Source organism: Onishia niordana, from assembly GCF_004798965.1.
Classification (GTDB): domain Bacteria; phylum Pseudomonadota; class Gammaproteobacteria; order Pseudomonadales; family Halomonadaceae; genus Onishia; species Onishia niordana.
Window position 1 is genome coordinate 171,297 of record NZ_SDSD01000003.1, and the last position, 14,319, is coordinate 185,615.

The window sequence follows — 14,319 nt, forward strand, 5'->3', positions numbered from 1 at the left end:
CAGCCCTCGCTCAGGGCTGGCGATGGAGAACGATATGCTGAACATGGCTTTGCCCAGGTCTCGTCAGTGCTCGGCCCGGGGCCTGGCGCTCACCCTATTGCTTGCAGTCTCATCGGCCGCTTCGGCGACGACGGTAGCGGACGACCGCCTGAGTCTGCCCCAGACGGGACCCTGCTCCCAGCGCTACGACTTGGTCGCCGCCCTGGGCCCCCTGGCGGTTGCCGCGGATGTTGAGACGGTGGTGCGCGAGGAGATAGGTGCCCACCGCGCCTGGGGACTGGACAACGTCGAGATGCTCACCTCGACGGCAGACGGGCGCGAGATGCCGGCCCTGCGCGTGGCCTATCCCGCCGGTACCTCGTCGCCGAGCGACGCTGGACGAGGCGGGGCGGGGTTCTATGTGGCACCCCAGGCGCTCGCCGGTGCCGAGCGGGCCTGCCTGCGCTACCGGGTGCGCTTCTCGCCGGGTTTCGACTTCGTCAAGGGTGGCAAGCTGCCCGGCCTGTATGGCGGCGAGGCGCCCAGCGGTGGCGTCCAAGCCGATGGCGAGAACGGTTTTACCATGCGCTTCATGTGGCGCCGGGATGGCCAGGGCGAGCTCTATGAGTACGTTGTCAACCAGGACAGCGACTACGGCGTCTCGGTGGGCCGTGGGCGCTGGTCCTTCCCCAGCGGGCAGTGGGTCACCGTCGAACAGGAACTCGTGCTCAACGACCCGCAGCAGGAAAACGGCCTGGCACGAGTGTGGATTGACGGTCGCCCGGTGCTTGAGCAACGCGGCATCCTCTATCGCACCACCGACGCCCTGACCATCGACGGGCTGATGTTCTCCACCTTCTTCGGCGGTCATGGCGCGGACTGGCGCACGCCTCGCGACCAACATGCTGACTTCGCCGGTTTCCGACTCTACACGCCGTTGCCGTGACTGGTGATGGCTCCTGCCGTTCACAGGAGTTTCGCGTCTCATGCCGACCACCCGCCTCACCAACCTACACGATGCCTGCCGGCGGCACTTGGTGCGCCTTGGCGCGACACTGGCGTGCCTTTTGGCCGGCATCTCCACGACGACGGCTTTGACTCTGGAGGAGCGAGCATCACTCGACCTGTCCGACTACGAGGTCACCGCACCCGAGGCCTCCTACTTCGACGTCGCCGCCCGCATGGCGCGGCTCGAAGAGGTCGACAACGCCATTTTGCTGCAGGAGCGTGCCAGGCTGAGCGAGGGGCCCAGCTGCCGACAGTTACTGGCCCTTTCGCCGATCACCACGCGCATGCGCATTCCCGGGTTCTATCCCGACCCCGAGGGATGGGCACAGGCCACAGCGCCGTTATTCGAGTTCGAAGACAGCGTCGCGATGCTGGCCGGCTCCTTCGTCGCCACCGGCGACGACTACTATGCCAGGTGCCTGGTGCGCTTCCTTGACAAGTGGGCCAAGCAGGACGCCCTGTCCGACTACTACTACGAACCCGAAGAGCCCCAGGCCTGGTTCGCCACCGAGTCGATGATCTTCGCCGCCGCGCTGGCCTACTCGACGGTACGACCCTTCGTCGACGACCTACCCGAAGCCCGCACGCGGGTCGAGCGCTGGCTCAACGACCTTGCCCATCAGCATGCCGACATCCCCGGAGATGCCGGCAATAGCTGCTGCAATAACCATTTCTACCGGCGAGCGCTGTACGCCAGCATAGTCGGGGTGCTCACAGAAGACGACGAGCTGTTCCGCTTCGGGGTCAGCGCCATCTATTCCGCCTTGCACGATATGACCGAGGAGGGCGCCTTTCCTATGGAAATGAAACGTGGACGGCGTGCGACCCACTACCAGAATTACGCCCTGCTGTATCTGATCACCAACATGCAGGTCATCGCTCGTCAGGGCTACGACATCTTTGAGCTGACGGTCGACGGCCTCGATATCCATCAGGCCGTCGACTTCGCCGTCAGCGCCTTTGAGGACCCCGCCGTATTGGGCGATATGGCACCCCACGAGCAGTACAGAGGGTTCCTCCAGGACAAGCAGTACTTCGCCTGGATGGAGATCTATCAGGCGCGTTTCCATCATCCGCTCATCGCCGACTTCCTGCGCGACGTTCGTCCCGTTTACAACCGCAGCGCCGGGGGATACGTGACGCTGTACTTCATGGACCCTGACGCCCAGCAACATATGGTCCTGAACGAGGAGGAACGCGAATCCAGGGCCTTCAAGGGACTCGGTGACGACTGATGGCGGTTCGACTGAACGGGCAGCGGCGCCGATCCCCACCCCACTCACTAGCGAGGCGAGCAGACACCATGAGCAACACAGTGATCGATACCGCAACCCGGGTCCCAGTCGGGCGCCTGGCCTCGTCGGTTATCCTTGTGGCCGCCCTGGGCGGCTGCGCTGGCCAGATCCAGGACCTGGGGCCACACGCCACTGCGCAGGTGCCGGCCGAGTACCGGGACTGGTTCGACGGTGGGCGACCGCTCAACCTGGAATGGCGACACAAGTACGTCATCGAGCAGGCCGACGAGGCCTTGGCCGCCGGTAATGTTAGCCGCGCCGTCGAGCGGCTGGAGACGTTGACGACACAGGGCCTTCCCCAAGGCTATTACGAACTGGGCAAGCTCTACGATCATGGCCGGGGCGTGCCTCGCGATCCAGCCCGGGCCGCCCGGCTGTATGGTCAGGCGGTGAGCACGCCCTCCTGGATCCTCGGCCATGCTTCGCTCAACCTGGCCAGGCTGTATCGCGATGGTGAAGGCGTCGAGCAGGACGACCTGCTGGCCTACTATCTGCTGCAACAGGCCATTGACGAGGAGGTGGGACGCGATGCCCGGGTTCGGCTGGCCGAACTACTGGTCACCGGTGGCAAGGGGGTCACCGCCGATCCAAAGCGGGCCGAGACCCTCTATCGTCAGGCGGCACGCCAGGGGCAGCCCAAGGCCCTGCTGGCCTTGGCCAAGGCGCATCGTCCTGGTGGCTGGCTGGCCACTTCCCCCGGGCAAGCGCGGGACTATGTCGAGCGTTACGTGCACGTTCTCGAGGACGCGGCTCAGGGCGGCGAGCGGCAGGCCATGACCACCCTGGCCGGCCTGTATGAAGAAGGCGGACTACTCTCTCACCAGCCGCAGCGCCGACAGCAGTGGCTGGAACGGGCCGCCGAGGCTGGCGATGTCGACGCCACCGTCGCCCTGGGACGCGCCCTGGCGGAAGGGGACGGTCTGCCCGCCGAGCCCGAACGTGGCATTCAACTGCTTGAGCAGGCCGCCGAAGAGGGAAGTGCCCTGGCCATGGCGGTCCTGGGCGATCTCTATCTGAGTGGCGAGGCCGTGTCCACCCAGCCACACCTCGGCCTCAATTACCTGCGCGAGGGCCATCGCCTGGGCCATCCCTGGGCCACGCAACAGCTCGGTGCCCTCTACTTGGCAGGCAAGCACGTGCCGGCGGATGCCGACAAGGCCGAGTCCCTACTGCGCAAGGCAGCCGAAGGTGGCCAGACCACGGCGCTGCGTCTGCTCGGCGAGGAATTTCTGGCCGGCGAGGTGCTGCCGTCGCGCCCGGCTAAGGGGCAGGCCCTGCTTGAACGGGCGGTCGAGGCCGGAGATGTCAGCGCCATGACGGCGCTGGGGAAAGCCTATCTGGATGGCCGCTTGGCGGGGGAGCCGTCGCGAGGGCGGGCGCTTCTGGAAGACGCGGCCGGGCAAGGCGATGACTACGCCATGCTGGTGCTGGGCCGTGCCTACCGCAATGGCGACAGCCTGCCGCGGGACCTGGACGCCTCCACCCGCTGGCTGAAACGGGCTCGGGAGGCCGGGCATCCCTCCGCCGACGAGGCTTTGGCGCGGACGCGGGTCGCGCGTGGCGAGGCGGGCGACATTCGCGCCCTGGTCACCGCCGCCGAGGGGGGGCATGTCAAAGCCATGACCGAGCTTGGACGCGCCTTCCTCGAAGGGCACGGGGTCGAGCGTAACATCGGGAATGCCCAGACCTGGCTGAGGCGTGCCGCCGACCATGGAGATGCCGAGGCCGCTACCACGCTGGGGGAAATGTACCTGGAGGGCAAGGGTGTCTCGCCCGACCCGGGCAAAGCCTCCGCCTACCTGGAGCGTGCCGTGGCCGCCGGTGATGCCGTGGCCATGGCGGACCTTGGCGAGTTGCTGCTCAGCGGCCGGGGTATCGACGCCGAGCCGCAGCGTGGCATCGCTCTGCTCGAGCGCGCCGCCGCCGGTGGTCAGAGCATCGCCCTCGTGAGGCTGGGCCAGGCCTACCTCGCGGGTGAGCATGTCTCTAGGGATGCACAGAGTGGTGTCGAAATGCTGCGCCGGGCCGCACGGGCGGGAAATGACTATGCCGCTCAGCTGCTGGGTGAGGCCTATCTGGAGGGGAGTGGCCTCGCAGCCGACCCTCGCAGGGCCAAACGCTGGCTCACCCACGCGGTCGATGCCGGCAACCTCTCGGCTAAGAAGCAGCTCGGCACTGCGCTGGTGCGCGGCAACACTATTCTCGACCAGAATCCCTCACGCGGCAAACGCTTGCTCGTCGATGCCGCCGAGAGCGGTCACGCTGGCGCCCAGGCGACCCTCGGCCGCGAGTATCTGCGTGGCGATAGCCTGGATCAGGACCGTGACAAGGGGATCGAGTATCTGGTGGAGGCGGCTCGCCAGCAGCATTCTTCGGCACGCCTGACGCTGGCCAAGGCGTACTTGGCGTCTCACGGGCTGGAAGATGCCAATCAACAAGCCGCACTGCTGTGGCTTGATGATGTCATTGAGGGCGACAGTCGAGTGGCGCTCAAGACGCTCCAGGAACTGCTAGAGGATGACAAGGCCTTGGCCGCGGCAGGTTCTTGAAGACATCTAGCTGCATGGGCGGCTTGGACCCAGCTCTGCAGGAAACGCGCGAATGTGGGCCGCTGAAGTAGTGGGTAAAGCAGCACTCCTCGTAGGCCCAGAAGACGTCGGTGATCAGGATCTTGCGCGGGGCGGTATTCGACATGGTGGCTCTGCGTTTCCCTTAAGCGTGGAGCTCCGCCACGCGCCTCCGCGATGGTGCCGTGGGCCTGGTTCAGACCAGTGAAAGCAGTGCGCAGGCCAGCAGGTCATTATCGTAGTAGGGCGCACTCGATTCGCTGATCAACCGGGTATCGATCATCGTGACACCGCGTTCGGTCCATCGGTGAGCCAGCTCTTCGATGGAGTCGTCTGAGGTGTAATCGCCGCGCTGACTGTCGAGGAGCACGACGTTGAGCAGTTCATCGGTGGGAGTGGTTTCGCCGGTGTCGCGGCGTAGCTGTGCCAGCAGGGTGTCGATCAGTGTCTCCAGGGTCTTGCCGGCTTGCTCGGGGTCGATCCCGGTGTTGGGGATGAACACCTTGGGATTGGGGTTGTCCCGGATCGCCTGTCCCACGCCCGCCGGAAGCAGGTTGGCGATCAGGCTCGAGTAGAAGCTACCCGGCGGGTAGCAGATCAACTCTGCCGAGTGGATCAGTTGCCGGTTGATATCACGCAGTTGGGCGGTAACCGGGACGTGGATATCCCGTTGTTCCGATAGTCCCAGGCGGACGATCGGTGAGGATGTTGGTGGCTCTTCCTTGCCGGTCATGCGGTGTTGACCCAACACGGTTTCGCCGTTTTCCAGTTCGGCTGCCAGGTGGTAGTCCCGGTTGACGATCGCTCTTACAGTGCCGCGTACATGCACCAACTTGGAGAACAGGAAAATGATCGGGTCGAGGTTGTGGTGGTTGTTGAGATAACCGCCGGCAAGGATCAGGTTGCCGATGCTTGCTCCGCGAAGATCGAAGTCCTTTGGCTTGGCGGCACAAAAATAGCCCAGCTGGTGGCGAATCAGCTTGCGCATCGGGTTGGGAATATCCGCCATGCGCGAGTCTGTGCCATCGGCCAACGACGCGAGCATCGCCTGCAGGGCCTCGGGTGAGTCATCCTTCGGCAGGCGATACTGAAACAGCCTGTAGACTTCGGGATGTCCCAGCACAGAGTCGTCGGCGAGCGCCATCAGCCGGCTGCGCAGGTCACCGATCGCCGGCATGTCGAAGGCCTCGCGCAGCTTGGCCGAGCTACCGCCAGAGTCGAAGGGCGTGACCAAGTGAATGGAGTTGTGAGTATAGTGCTGGAGGGTTCGTGACAGCCCGTTGAGCGCAGAGCCACCGCTGAAGAAGAGCAGGCGGGGGCCGAGTTCAGGCGTCTTCTGGCAGCGCCGGATGCGCAGGGGGTCGGGCACCTGAGCGCTGCGTGTGACCCTTACATTAATCATCGTGGCGTCCTGAGGGGGATTTCGTCCGTGAAGGTCAACGATCATCCACGTGAGATGATGCAAGTCAATGATTGCTGCTCGGTCGTCATGTCTATAGCGAGTGGCGGGGTTTTACCAACGCATAAACCAGCCGACGTTAGCTTCATGGTTCCAATATTTCTAATGAAGCGCAGGTGTCATGAGGGGCTGTTTAGCCGCCATGATTAACCGGGCAGGATCGGAACGACAGGTTTGGGGTTCCTCCAACGCTAGGTAGGGCTCCAGCAGCGGCTGCATGCTCTTGAGCACCTGGACAGGCAGCGAGGAGGTGAAGCGGAAGTCCTCGGCTTCGGCACCCAGCACATAGGCCGTCAGGGTGCCGAAGTGGCGATCGCCGAGGAAGAACGCGAAGGTGGCGGTGCGGTTGCGTGCACGGGAGTCGGTGACCTCTCCGGTGCGGGTGACGGTTTCGATACGGTTGTCGCCGGTGCCCGTCTTGCCACCTACGACCATGGAGCTGCCATCCTGATGTCGGAAGGTGCCCGCGAGGCGGCCGGCGGTGCCCGCCTCGACCACACTGATAACGCCGTCGCGCAGGACTGCCGCTACCTCTGGTGCCATTACCCTTATACCGCGTCTCGTGCGTGAAAAACGTGTCTCATAGGGGGTGTCGGTGGCGAAGTGCAGGCTGTCGATACGCATCGTGGGTTGGCGGATGCCATCGTTGAGGATAATGCCCATCAACTCGGCCAGCGCCGCCGGTCGATCACCCGAGCTGCCAAGCGCCGTCGCCAGTGATGGCACCAGCTTTGAGAAAGGATAGCCGAGCAGTGCCCAGCGCCTGTGCAAATCATCGAAGGCTTCGACTTCCAGCATGCGCCGTATCCGGCTGTCTCGGGCTTGCCGATGTCGGGTACGTGAAAGCCAAATATAGCTTTCCTGGCGCTCTTCGATGCTTGCGAGCATCACATCCTCTCGGCTGGCATCAGGGTGAGTGCCTAGATAGCCCACCAACCACAGCTCCAGCGGATGGACGCGGCTTAAGTAGGCGCGGTCGTTCAGTGAGTAGCGCTCTGCGGCGAACTGCCGGTATAGGCCATCCAGTGTCTGATCATCCAGGCCCGGAGCCTCCTTTCCATCGTCCGCTAGCTTTTCACGCATCCATTGGCCAAAGGCATCACGAGATTGGTTGGGCATCAGGTAGCGTTGCAAGGTGGCAAGCCGCACAGGTGTGGCATTGTGATTGCCCAAGAGGCGCGCCATGCGAGCCTCTTGGGATAGCGCCCGATGCCGTACCCAGAAACGATCCAGGAAGATGCGCCCTTCCTGGTCGGCAAAACGCGAGATATAGAGGTCGCGGCGTGGGTCGTTATCATCTTCCAATAGGCGGCGGTTATCCGGGTTGGCGTAGACGTGGTGGCGAACCAGGTCGCGCAGCAGCCGCACAAAGGGCAGATTGATGGACTGGCGCAGGGCATCTTCGAGAGTGGGTCGGCGGGCGTTGTCCTCGCGGCGGAAGTTCGTGAAGGTATGGATCCCGCCGCCGGTGATAAAACGCTCATGGGGGCTCGCTGAATAGCGTCGCTGCATGGCCGCGTCGAGTATCGCTTTCAGTGACATGTCGGGATCACGGGTCAGTCGATCCATCACCCAGCGCATCAGGGCATCGTTTCGATTGACGTCGACGCGACGCAGTGCCTCCCGAGGTTTTCCGGCATGGCGCTGATGCAACTCAGCGATGATTTCCAGGTAGCTTGCCAACACTCTCAGCTTGGCCGTGGAGCCCAGTTCCAGCTTGCTGTCCTGATTGATGTCGAAGGCGGTGCCATTGGTATCGGTCTGCACGCGCACTCGGAATCCGTCATCCCCGCGCTCGAAGAGTGTGAAACTGTAACGCACCCCAGTGGCCGCGTCGGGATGGCTGAGTAGATGTCGGCCGAACAGACCCGCAGTGGCTGCGACCGACGGGGACTCAAGCTGCTTGAGATAGTCGCTGATTTGATGCTGGAGGGCGGCGTTGAGGGTCGTAGTGGCGCTGAGGTCGAACCGGTCGAGCTCGTAGAGCGACACGCCGAGCAGCGAGGCCAGGCGACTCCGGGCCAGGCGTAACCCCTTGTCGCTTTCGACGGTTAGAGAGACGGGATCTGTAGCGAAGTCACGAAAGGCGAGTGGCTGTTCAAGCGCCGCATCGCGAAGTGCGGGATCGATAAGCCCTTGTTGCGTCATGAGACGCAGATAGGACGCGCTCAGTTGAGCAAGATCATCATGGCCGCTGCGCAGATAATGAGAAGGGCGCCGCTGGGCGATCATCAAGGCGATCACTTGGCGTAGCGCTCGACCACGGGCCGCAAGCGGCGCACTCTCTGGGGCATCCGAGGCAAGTACCGAGCGGAGCTCATCAAGCTCGACACCAAACCAAATCCATAGACCATCCCCCAGGCCGAGCACTTCTCCATAGCCCGGTGCGGCGGAGAGCGGTACAGAATTGAGATAATCCAGTGCCACATCCTGGCGGGCGGTCAGGGTTTCGGGTCCCTGACGGTAGGCCCGCACACTGGCGGACACCATCTGTCGCAGCTTCTCCTGTGCCGAAACGGTCAGGCCGCCAGGGGAGTGGCGGTATTTCTCGAGCTGCGTGGCGAGCGTGCTGCCACCGGAGGATTGACCGGGCAAGTTGATCACGTCGCCAACCTGAGAGACCGCCGCGCGCACGAAGCGCGGCCAGTCCACCGCCGGGTTGGCGTAGCGATTCTCGGTGTCGAGAAGGTCTCTGTTCTCGATGAACAGGAGACTCTTGAGTACTAATTCGGGCACGTCCTCGAAATGGGTGAAATGACGCTGCGGGTTGGCAAAGCGATGCAGGGTTTTGCCACGACACTCCGTGAGCGTGAGGCCTGCCTGGGTCTTCTCTGCGTAGGGAACGAAGAAACCGCGGCTCGCATAGTCGAGCATCGCCGGCGACATGCGCACCTGCTCCCGCACGTCGAAGCCACGCTCTTCCAGACGCTGCTGAAAGCCTGGTAGTCGGGTATAGCCCAAGCGCTCGTCGAATGGACCGTGACGGGGAAAAATCAGGCGGTCGCTAGGGCCGTCCGCAAGCGTGAACCGCAGGCGCTGCGCGTAATGGGAAATCTCCTTGGCCTGCCAGCGAGATGAACGTGCCTCGTTGACCAGCATCAGGGTCATGAGGGTCAGCGCGATGAATGTGGTCAGGAGCCACAGCCACCGGAACCAATGAACACGAGGCCGCTTGGGCATTGGCAACGGGATCAGTGACGCCTCGTGAAGAAAAACATCACGATGGGTACGAGGCGCTTTACGGTCTCCCATTGGCCAACCTCCTGGCGAGGCGACGTCCCTGTCTTGCTGCGTGATCTTTTCAGGTAGCTACCGAGCCTATGACTAAAAGCGTAGTTGGTGCCTGGCGAGTAGGCTACATTTTGATACGAAATTGTCGTTATTTAGTAACATGAGGGCAGGCTTGGTCGATGTGGTAGTGGGGTGAAGAAGGGGCGTGGCCCACTATTGCCGGCTGACAGTAGTTGAACATGACGGCGCTGAGCTCAATGGGAGCGGGCGAGATGTCAGCTTGTCTTTCAGGGAGGCGCCCGTGGCGGAGCATGGTGGTATCCTTGCCGCGGCACCATCCGGTGTACATCACCAATGACAGGGAGAAATAGCATGGCAAAGGCCACAGCGCGGCATATCCTGGTGGACAGTGAAGCCAAGTGCGAAGCATTGAAAGCCGAGATCGAAGGCGGGCGCGATTTCGCTGAGGTCGCCAAGGAAAACTCCACCTGCCCCTCTAGCCGCCAGGGCGGTGATCTGGGTTCCTTCGGCCCCGGTCAGATGGTCCCGGAGTTTGACAAGGTGGTATTCAGCGGTGAGCTGAATAAAGTGCACGGCCCGGTACAGACCCAGTTTGGTTACCATCTGCTGGAAGTCACCAGCCGCAGCTAATGACGCTGTGTAAGTGATCAGAGGCCGTGGTGGAGTGAGTTCCACCACGGCCTCTTGCGCTCAGGCGCTCCCAGCGGCGGGCGCATGACATCGGGGCCAGGGAGGTGCCATGAAGAAGCGGGGATGGGCGAGCATGAGATGGATCGTCACGGTTGTCGTGCTGATGTATGTAGGGATGGCCCTCTGGCAGGCGTACAAGCCCCTGCCCGAAGGGATGGGGGTAAGTGCCATCCCCAAGCCAGTCAGGAATGTCGCTTTCCTGTCAGACGAAACGTGGGTCAGTGGCGATCGTCAGCGGCGTAGTGACCAGGCGATCTTCGACGAAGTGTTGCGTCTGATCGCTCAGGCCGAGCGACTAGTGGTGCTGGACATGTTCCTCTTCAATGACTTTGGCACCGATATGGATAATGACTTTCGGCCCATCTCACACCAGCTCACCGAGGCGCTGATTCGTCGCAAGACGGATCGACCGGACATGACGGCAGTCGTCATAACCGACCCGATCAATACGTTTTATGGAGGGCGATCACCTGAGCATCTGGTGGCATTACGCGAGGCGGGCATTAACGTGATCATGACCGACCTGACCCGGCTGCGAGCCTCTAATCCCATTTGGAGCGGTATCTGGACCCTCTGTTGTCGCGCGTTCGGCAATACAAATGAAGGCGGCTGGTTACCCAATGTACTGGGGCCTGGCCAGGTAACCCTGCGAAGCTACCTGCAGTTGCTCAACTTCAAGGCCAACCACCGCAAGACGCTAATCGTTGACGAGGGTGAGGAGTGGACGGGGCTGGTCACCTCTGCCAATCCTCATGATGCCAGCAGTCATCACGATAATGTGGCCTTACGCTTCTCCGGCCCTGCGGTCCTCGACCTGCTCGATAGCGAGCGCATGGTGGCGAGCGTATCCGGCGCGCCTGATGCGATTCCTCCTCCCACCGCCCCGATATTTCGTGCCTCGACGCCTGACCCTGCTGCAGAAGCGACAGCATCAACCCCAACCGCTCCACAGGTTCAATTACTCACGGAGTCAGGCATTCGCGACGCCTTGCTTGCGGCCGTACAGAACAGTGCCCCCGGCGATCGACTGGATATCGCGGTCTTCTATCTGGCGCACCGTGAATTGATCGAGGCCTTCAAGGCTGCTCAGGCCCGGGGAGTCAAGATCAGGGTCCTGCTTGATCCCAACCGCGATGCGTTTGGTGTCAAGAAGAACGGGATTCCCAATCGTCCCGTAGGGCATGAACTGCATACGGCGGGGGTGCCGGTGCGCTGGTGCGATACGCACGGTGAGCAATGCCACAGCAAGTTCCTGCTGCGCCGGCCGCAGCAAGGGTCGGCTGAGCTGATCGTCGGCTCAGCCAATTACACGCGGCGCAACCTCGACGACCTGAATCTGGAGACCAGCGTACGGCTGGTGGCTTCGGGCGATCTATCAGCCATTTCGGAAGCCAAGGCGTTCTTCGAACGCCAGTGGGGCAACTCAGACGGGCGCGGTTATAGCCTGCCCTATGCGGCTTACGCCGATCCTTCCTGGCGGCGCTACTGGCAATACCGGTTTATGGAGGCGACGGGGCTTTCGACTTTCTAGGCTGGCCGTCTCAAGACGCGACACGCTGTGTATGAGCACTGACATCTTGTCCCCCTATTGGCAGCAGGGTGTTTGGCAGGAGAGTGTGACATGCCCGCGCGTGCTATAACGGCAATAGTGTTATTGGTCTAGCAGGATCAAGCTAAAACCATGCAATATGGCCAGTAGCATGGATAACGTATTCAACGGATCAATAGCGGGCGCTCAGCGTCTTGTGATCCCTCACTCAGGGTGCACATCATGAATGAAGAAACGTTCAACCTCAGTCTTCGCAAGTTTCTCAAGCAGGTCGGTGTCAATTCCCAGCGCGAGATCGAACAGGCCGTGGATCAAGCCATTGAAGAGGGGCGTATTCAGGGTAATGAGTCCTTTGACGCCAAGGCGACGATCGAGATCGCAGGGCTTGAGCTCAAGGTCAATGTGGATGGCAAGATCACCCTGGCGTGATGCATTAGCGGTATCCAACAAGACCCGTCGTCGCGAGGCATCATGTTCCGTTTCTTTGAGTCGCTGATCGACCCGTATCCCGGCGCCGTGCCGGAGACACCTCCTCGGCGACTCCTGGCGTTTCTCTTTCACTATTCGCGACCGCTATTGCCACTGCTGCTGGCGATGACATTTTTCGCTGCCATGGTGTCGGTCGTCGAGGTGATGTTCTTTGCTTTTATGGGCGAGTTGGTCGATTGGCTTGCCGAGGCGAAGCGGGAGCGTTTTTTTGCCGATCACGGTGGTCGGTTGCTGGGTATGGCTGCCCTGGCACTGGTGGCTTTTCCGCTGCTGGTGCTATGCAAGTCGCTGGTCACGCATCAGAGCCTTTTCGGTAATTATCCGATGCGAGTGCGCTGGCTGGCGCATCGCTACCTGCTCGAGCAAAGTTTGCCGTTCTTTCAGGATGAATTTGCCGGGCGGGTCTCGCAGAAGGTCATGCAAACGGCGCTTGCCATCCGAGAGACGGTGGTCAAGCTGATGGATGTCTTCGTCTACGTCGTAGTCTATTTCACCGGTGCCTTGGTGCTGGTGGGCCGGAGCGAACCGTGGTTGATGGCGCCATTGCTTGTCTGGCTGCTCGGTTATCTGGTGTTGATGCGGGTCTTCGTTCCACGTCTCAAGCTCATTTCGATGGCTCAGGCTGACGCACGTGCCCATATGACCGGGCGCATTGTCGACAGCTACACCAATATTCAGACACTCAAACTGTTTGCCCATACCCAGGCGGAGCAGGCCTACGCTCGAGGCGCCATGGATGGGTTCATGGAGACGGTTCACCGCCAGATGCGGCTGGTCACACAGTTGACGGTCAGTCTGCAGACCCTGAACTCGCTGTTGTTGGTGACCATGGCAGGGTTCGCCATTCTCTCCTGGCACCAGTCATTGATCTCGCTCGGCGCCATTGCCGTGGCGATTGGTCTGGTGATGCGCCTGCGCATGATGTCGGACTGGATTCTCTGGGAGGTCGCCGGGCTTTTCGAAAACCTTGGCACCTTACAGGATGGCATCAATACCATCGCCCAGGCCCAGGCCGTCAGTGACAGCCCCAAGGCGCAGGAGCTGAGCGTCCCACAGGGGGAGATCCGCTTCGATAAAGTGACGTTTTCCTACGAGGCTGGGCCTCGGGGCATGGATGACGGCAACCATGCCGCCCGGCAAGCGAACGTCTTCGATAACCTGTCGCTGACACTGCGCCCCGGTGAACGAGTAGGGCTAGTCGGGGCGTCCGGTGCGGGCAAGTCGACCCTGGTAAATTTGTTGCTGCGTTTCTTCGATATCGGTGACGGCCGTATTCTGATCGATGGCCAGGATATCGCCACGGTGACCCAGGCCTCCTTGCGTCGTCATATCGGCATGGTGACCCAGGATACCTCGCTGCTGCATCGCTCGATTCGCGACAACATCCGTTATGGCCGCCCGGAGGCCAGCGAGGAAGAAATCATCGAGGCGGCCCGTCGCGCTCATGCCGATACCTTCATTCGTCAGGCCTCTGATCCCCAAGGCCGGACCGGTTACGATGCCCATGTCGGCGAGCGCGGGGTCAAATTGTCTGGCGGCCAGCGCCAACGCATCGCCATCGCCCGCGTGCTGCTCAAGGATGCCCCGATTCTGGTGCTCGACGAGGCCACCTCGGCCCTGGATTCGGAGGTCGAGGCGGCGATCCAGGAGCAGTTCTACGCGCTGATGGAGGGCAAGACCGTGATCGCCATTGCCCACCGGCTTTCGACTATCGCCATGCTGGATCGGTTGGTGGTCATGGACCAGGGGCGCATCATCGAGTCCGGCACGCATCAGGAACTGCTCGAGCTTGGCGGCACGTACGCGGGGCTTTGGCAACGCCAGTCCGGTGGCTTTCTGGGGCTCGAGGCCGCAGCCGACGCAGCGCCGATCGGCGCTGCGGAGGGTCAAACAAGGGGAGAGGGCGAAGCGTCAGTGCCTGACCGGCAACGTCAGTAGACAGTTCGATGGGTCGTGACTGAGCGGCCCCAACCCTCGCTCCAGGACTCAACCAGCCGCAAAGGAGAGCCGCATCCATTGAATTCATCTCTA

The 14,319-nt window shown here is 62.0% G+C and carries 9 protein-coding genes; 7 read left to right on the forward strand and 2 right to left on the reverse strand.

The window, feature by feature from the left end; translation table 11 throughout:
- Positions 1–34 precede the first annotated feature (34 nt).
- The 3 genes from ETC27_RS07440 (at position 35) to ETC27_RS07450 (ending at position 4,831) form a co-directional block, all read left to right on the forward strand.
- Positions 35–925, forward strand: a complete 891-nt coding sequence (locus ETC27_RS07440) for a polysaccharide lyase (RefSeq protein WP_205742703.1) — start codon at positions 35–37, stop codon at positions 923–925.
- A 40-nt stretch (positions 926–965) separates the two neighbouring features.
- Positions 966–2,222 carry an alginate lyase family protein gene (locus ETC27_RS07445; protein ID WP_136254373.1) on the forward strand — a complete coding sequence of 419 codons (1,257 nt, stop codon included), beginning with the start codon at positions 966–968 and terminating at the stop codon, positions 2,220–2,222.
- A 68-nt stretch (positions 2,223–2,290) separates the two neighbouring features.
- Positions 2,291–4,831: an SEL1-like repeat protein gene (locus ETC27_RS07450; RefSeq protein ID WP_136254374.1), complete on the forward strand. Its 2,541-nt coding sequence runs from the start codon at positions 2,291–2,293 to the stop codon at positions 4,829–4,831.
- A 214-nt stretch (positions 4,832–5,045) separates the two neighbouring features.
- On the opposite strand, the gene ETC27_RS07455 is transcribed toward ETC27_RS07450, so the two are convergent.
- Both ETC27_RS07455 and ETC27_RS07460 read right to left on the reverse strand, forming a co-directional pair.
- Complete coding sequence (locus ETC27_RS07455; RefSeq protein WP_136254375.1) at positions 5,046–6,251, reverse strand: GAK system CofD-like protein; 1,206 nt, start codon at positions 6,249–6,251, stop codon at positions 5,046–5,048.
- A 159-nt stretch (positions 6,252–6,410) separates the two neighbouring features.
- Complete coding sequence (locus ETC27_RS07460; protein ID WP_136254376.1) at positions 6,411–9,560, reverse strand: transglycosylase domain-containing protein; 3,150 nt, start codon at positions 9,558–9,560, stop codon at positions 6,411–6,413.
- A 351-nt stretch (positions 9,561–9,911) separates the two neighbouring features.
- Between ETC27_RS07460 and ETC27_RS07465 the strand changes: the two genes are divergently transcribed.
- The 4 genes from ETC27_RS07465 (at position 9,912) to ETC27_RS07480 (ending at position 14,226) form a co-directional block, all read left to right on the forward strand.
- Entirely contained in the window at positions 9,912–10,190 is a 279-nt protein-coding gene (locus tag ETC27_RS07465) for a peptidylprolyl isomerase (protein ID WP_136254377.1), read from the forward strand.
- A gap of 133 nt (positions 10,191–10,323) precedes the next feature.
- Positions 10,324–11,781, forward strand: a complete 1,458-nt coding sequence (locus ETC27_RS07470) for a phospholipase D family protein (protein ID WP_136254378.1) — start codon at positions 10,324–10,326, stop codon at positions 11,779–11,781.
- A 240-nt stretch (positions 11,782–12,021) separates the two neighbouring features.
- Positions 12,022–12,228 carry a DUF6494 family protein gene (locus ETC27_RS07475; RefSeq protein ID WP_136254379.1) on the forward strand — a complete coding sequence of 69 codons (207 nt, stop codon included), beginning with the start codon at positions 12,022–12,024 and terminating at the stop codon, positions 12,226–12,228.
- Between the two features lie 42 nt (positions 12,229–12,270).
- The gene (locus ETC27_RS07480; RefSeq protein WP_136254380.1) at positions 12,271–14,226 is read left to right on the forward strand and encodes an ABC transporter ATP-binding protein; all 1,956 of its coding nucleotides are present in this window, start codon (positions 12,271–12,273) and stop codon (positions 14,224–14,226) included.
- The last annotated feature ends 93 nt before the right edge of the window (positions 14,227–14,319 follow it).

Bases quoted from the DNA above. Each gene is read 5' to 3' on its own strand.
- ETC27_RS07440 (WP_205742703.1), top strand. From the start codon at position 35: ATGCTGAACATGGCTTTGCCCAGGTCTCGTCAGTGCTCGGCCCGGGGC.
- ETC27_RS07445 (WP_136254373.1), top strand. From the start codon at position 966: ATGCCGACCACCCGCCTCACCAACCTACACGATGCCTGCCGGCGGCAC.
- ETC27_RS07450 (WP_136254374.1), top strand. From the start codon at position 2,291: ATGAGCAACACAGTGATCGATACCGCAACCCGGGTCCCAGTCGGGCGC.
- ETC27_RS07455 (WP_136254375.1), bottom strand. From the start codon at position 6,251: ATGATTAATGTAAGGGTCACACGCAGCGCTCAGGTGCCCGACCCCCTG.
- ETC27_RS07460 (WP_136254376.1), bottom strand. From the start codon at position 9,560: ATGGGAGACCGTAAAGCGCCTCGTACCCATCGTGATGTTTTTCTTCAC.
- ETC27_RS07465 (WP_136254377.1), top strand. From the start codon at position 9,912: ATGGCAAAGGCCACAGCGCGGCATATCCTGGTGGACAGTGAAGCCAAG.
- ETC27_RS07470 (WP_136254378.1), top strand. From the start codon at position 10,324: ATGAGATGGATCGTCACGGTTGTCGTGCTGATGTATGTAGGGATGGCC.
- ETC27_RS07475 (WP_136254379.1), top strand. From the start codon at position 12,022: ATGAATGAAGAAACGTTCAACCTCAGTCTTCGCAAGTTTCTCAAGCAG.
- ETC27_RS07480 (WP_136254380.1), top strand. From the start codon at position 12,271: ATGTTCCGTTTCTTTGAGTCGCTGATCGACCCGTATCCCGGCGCCGTG.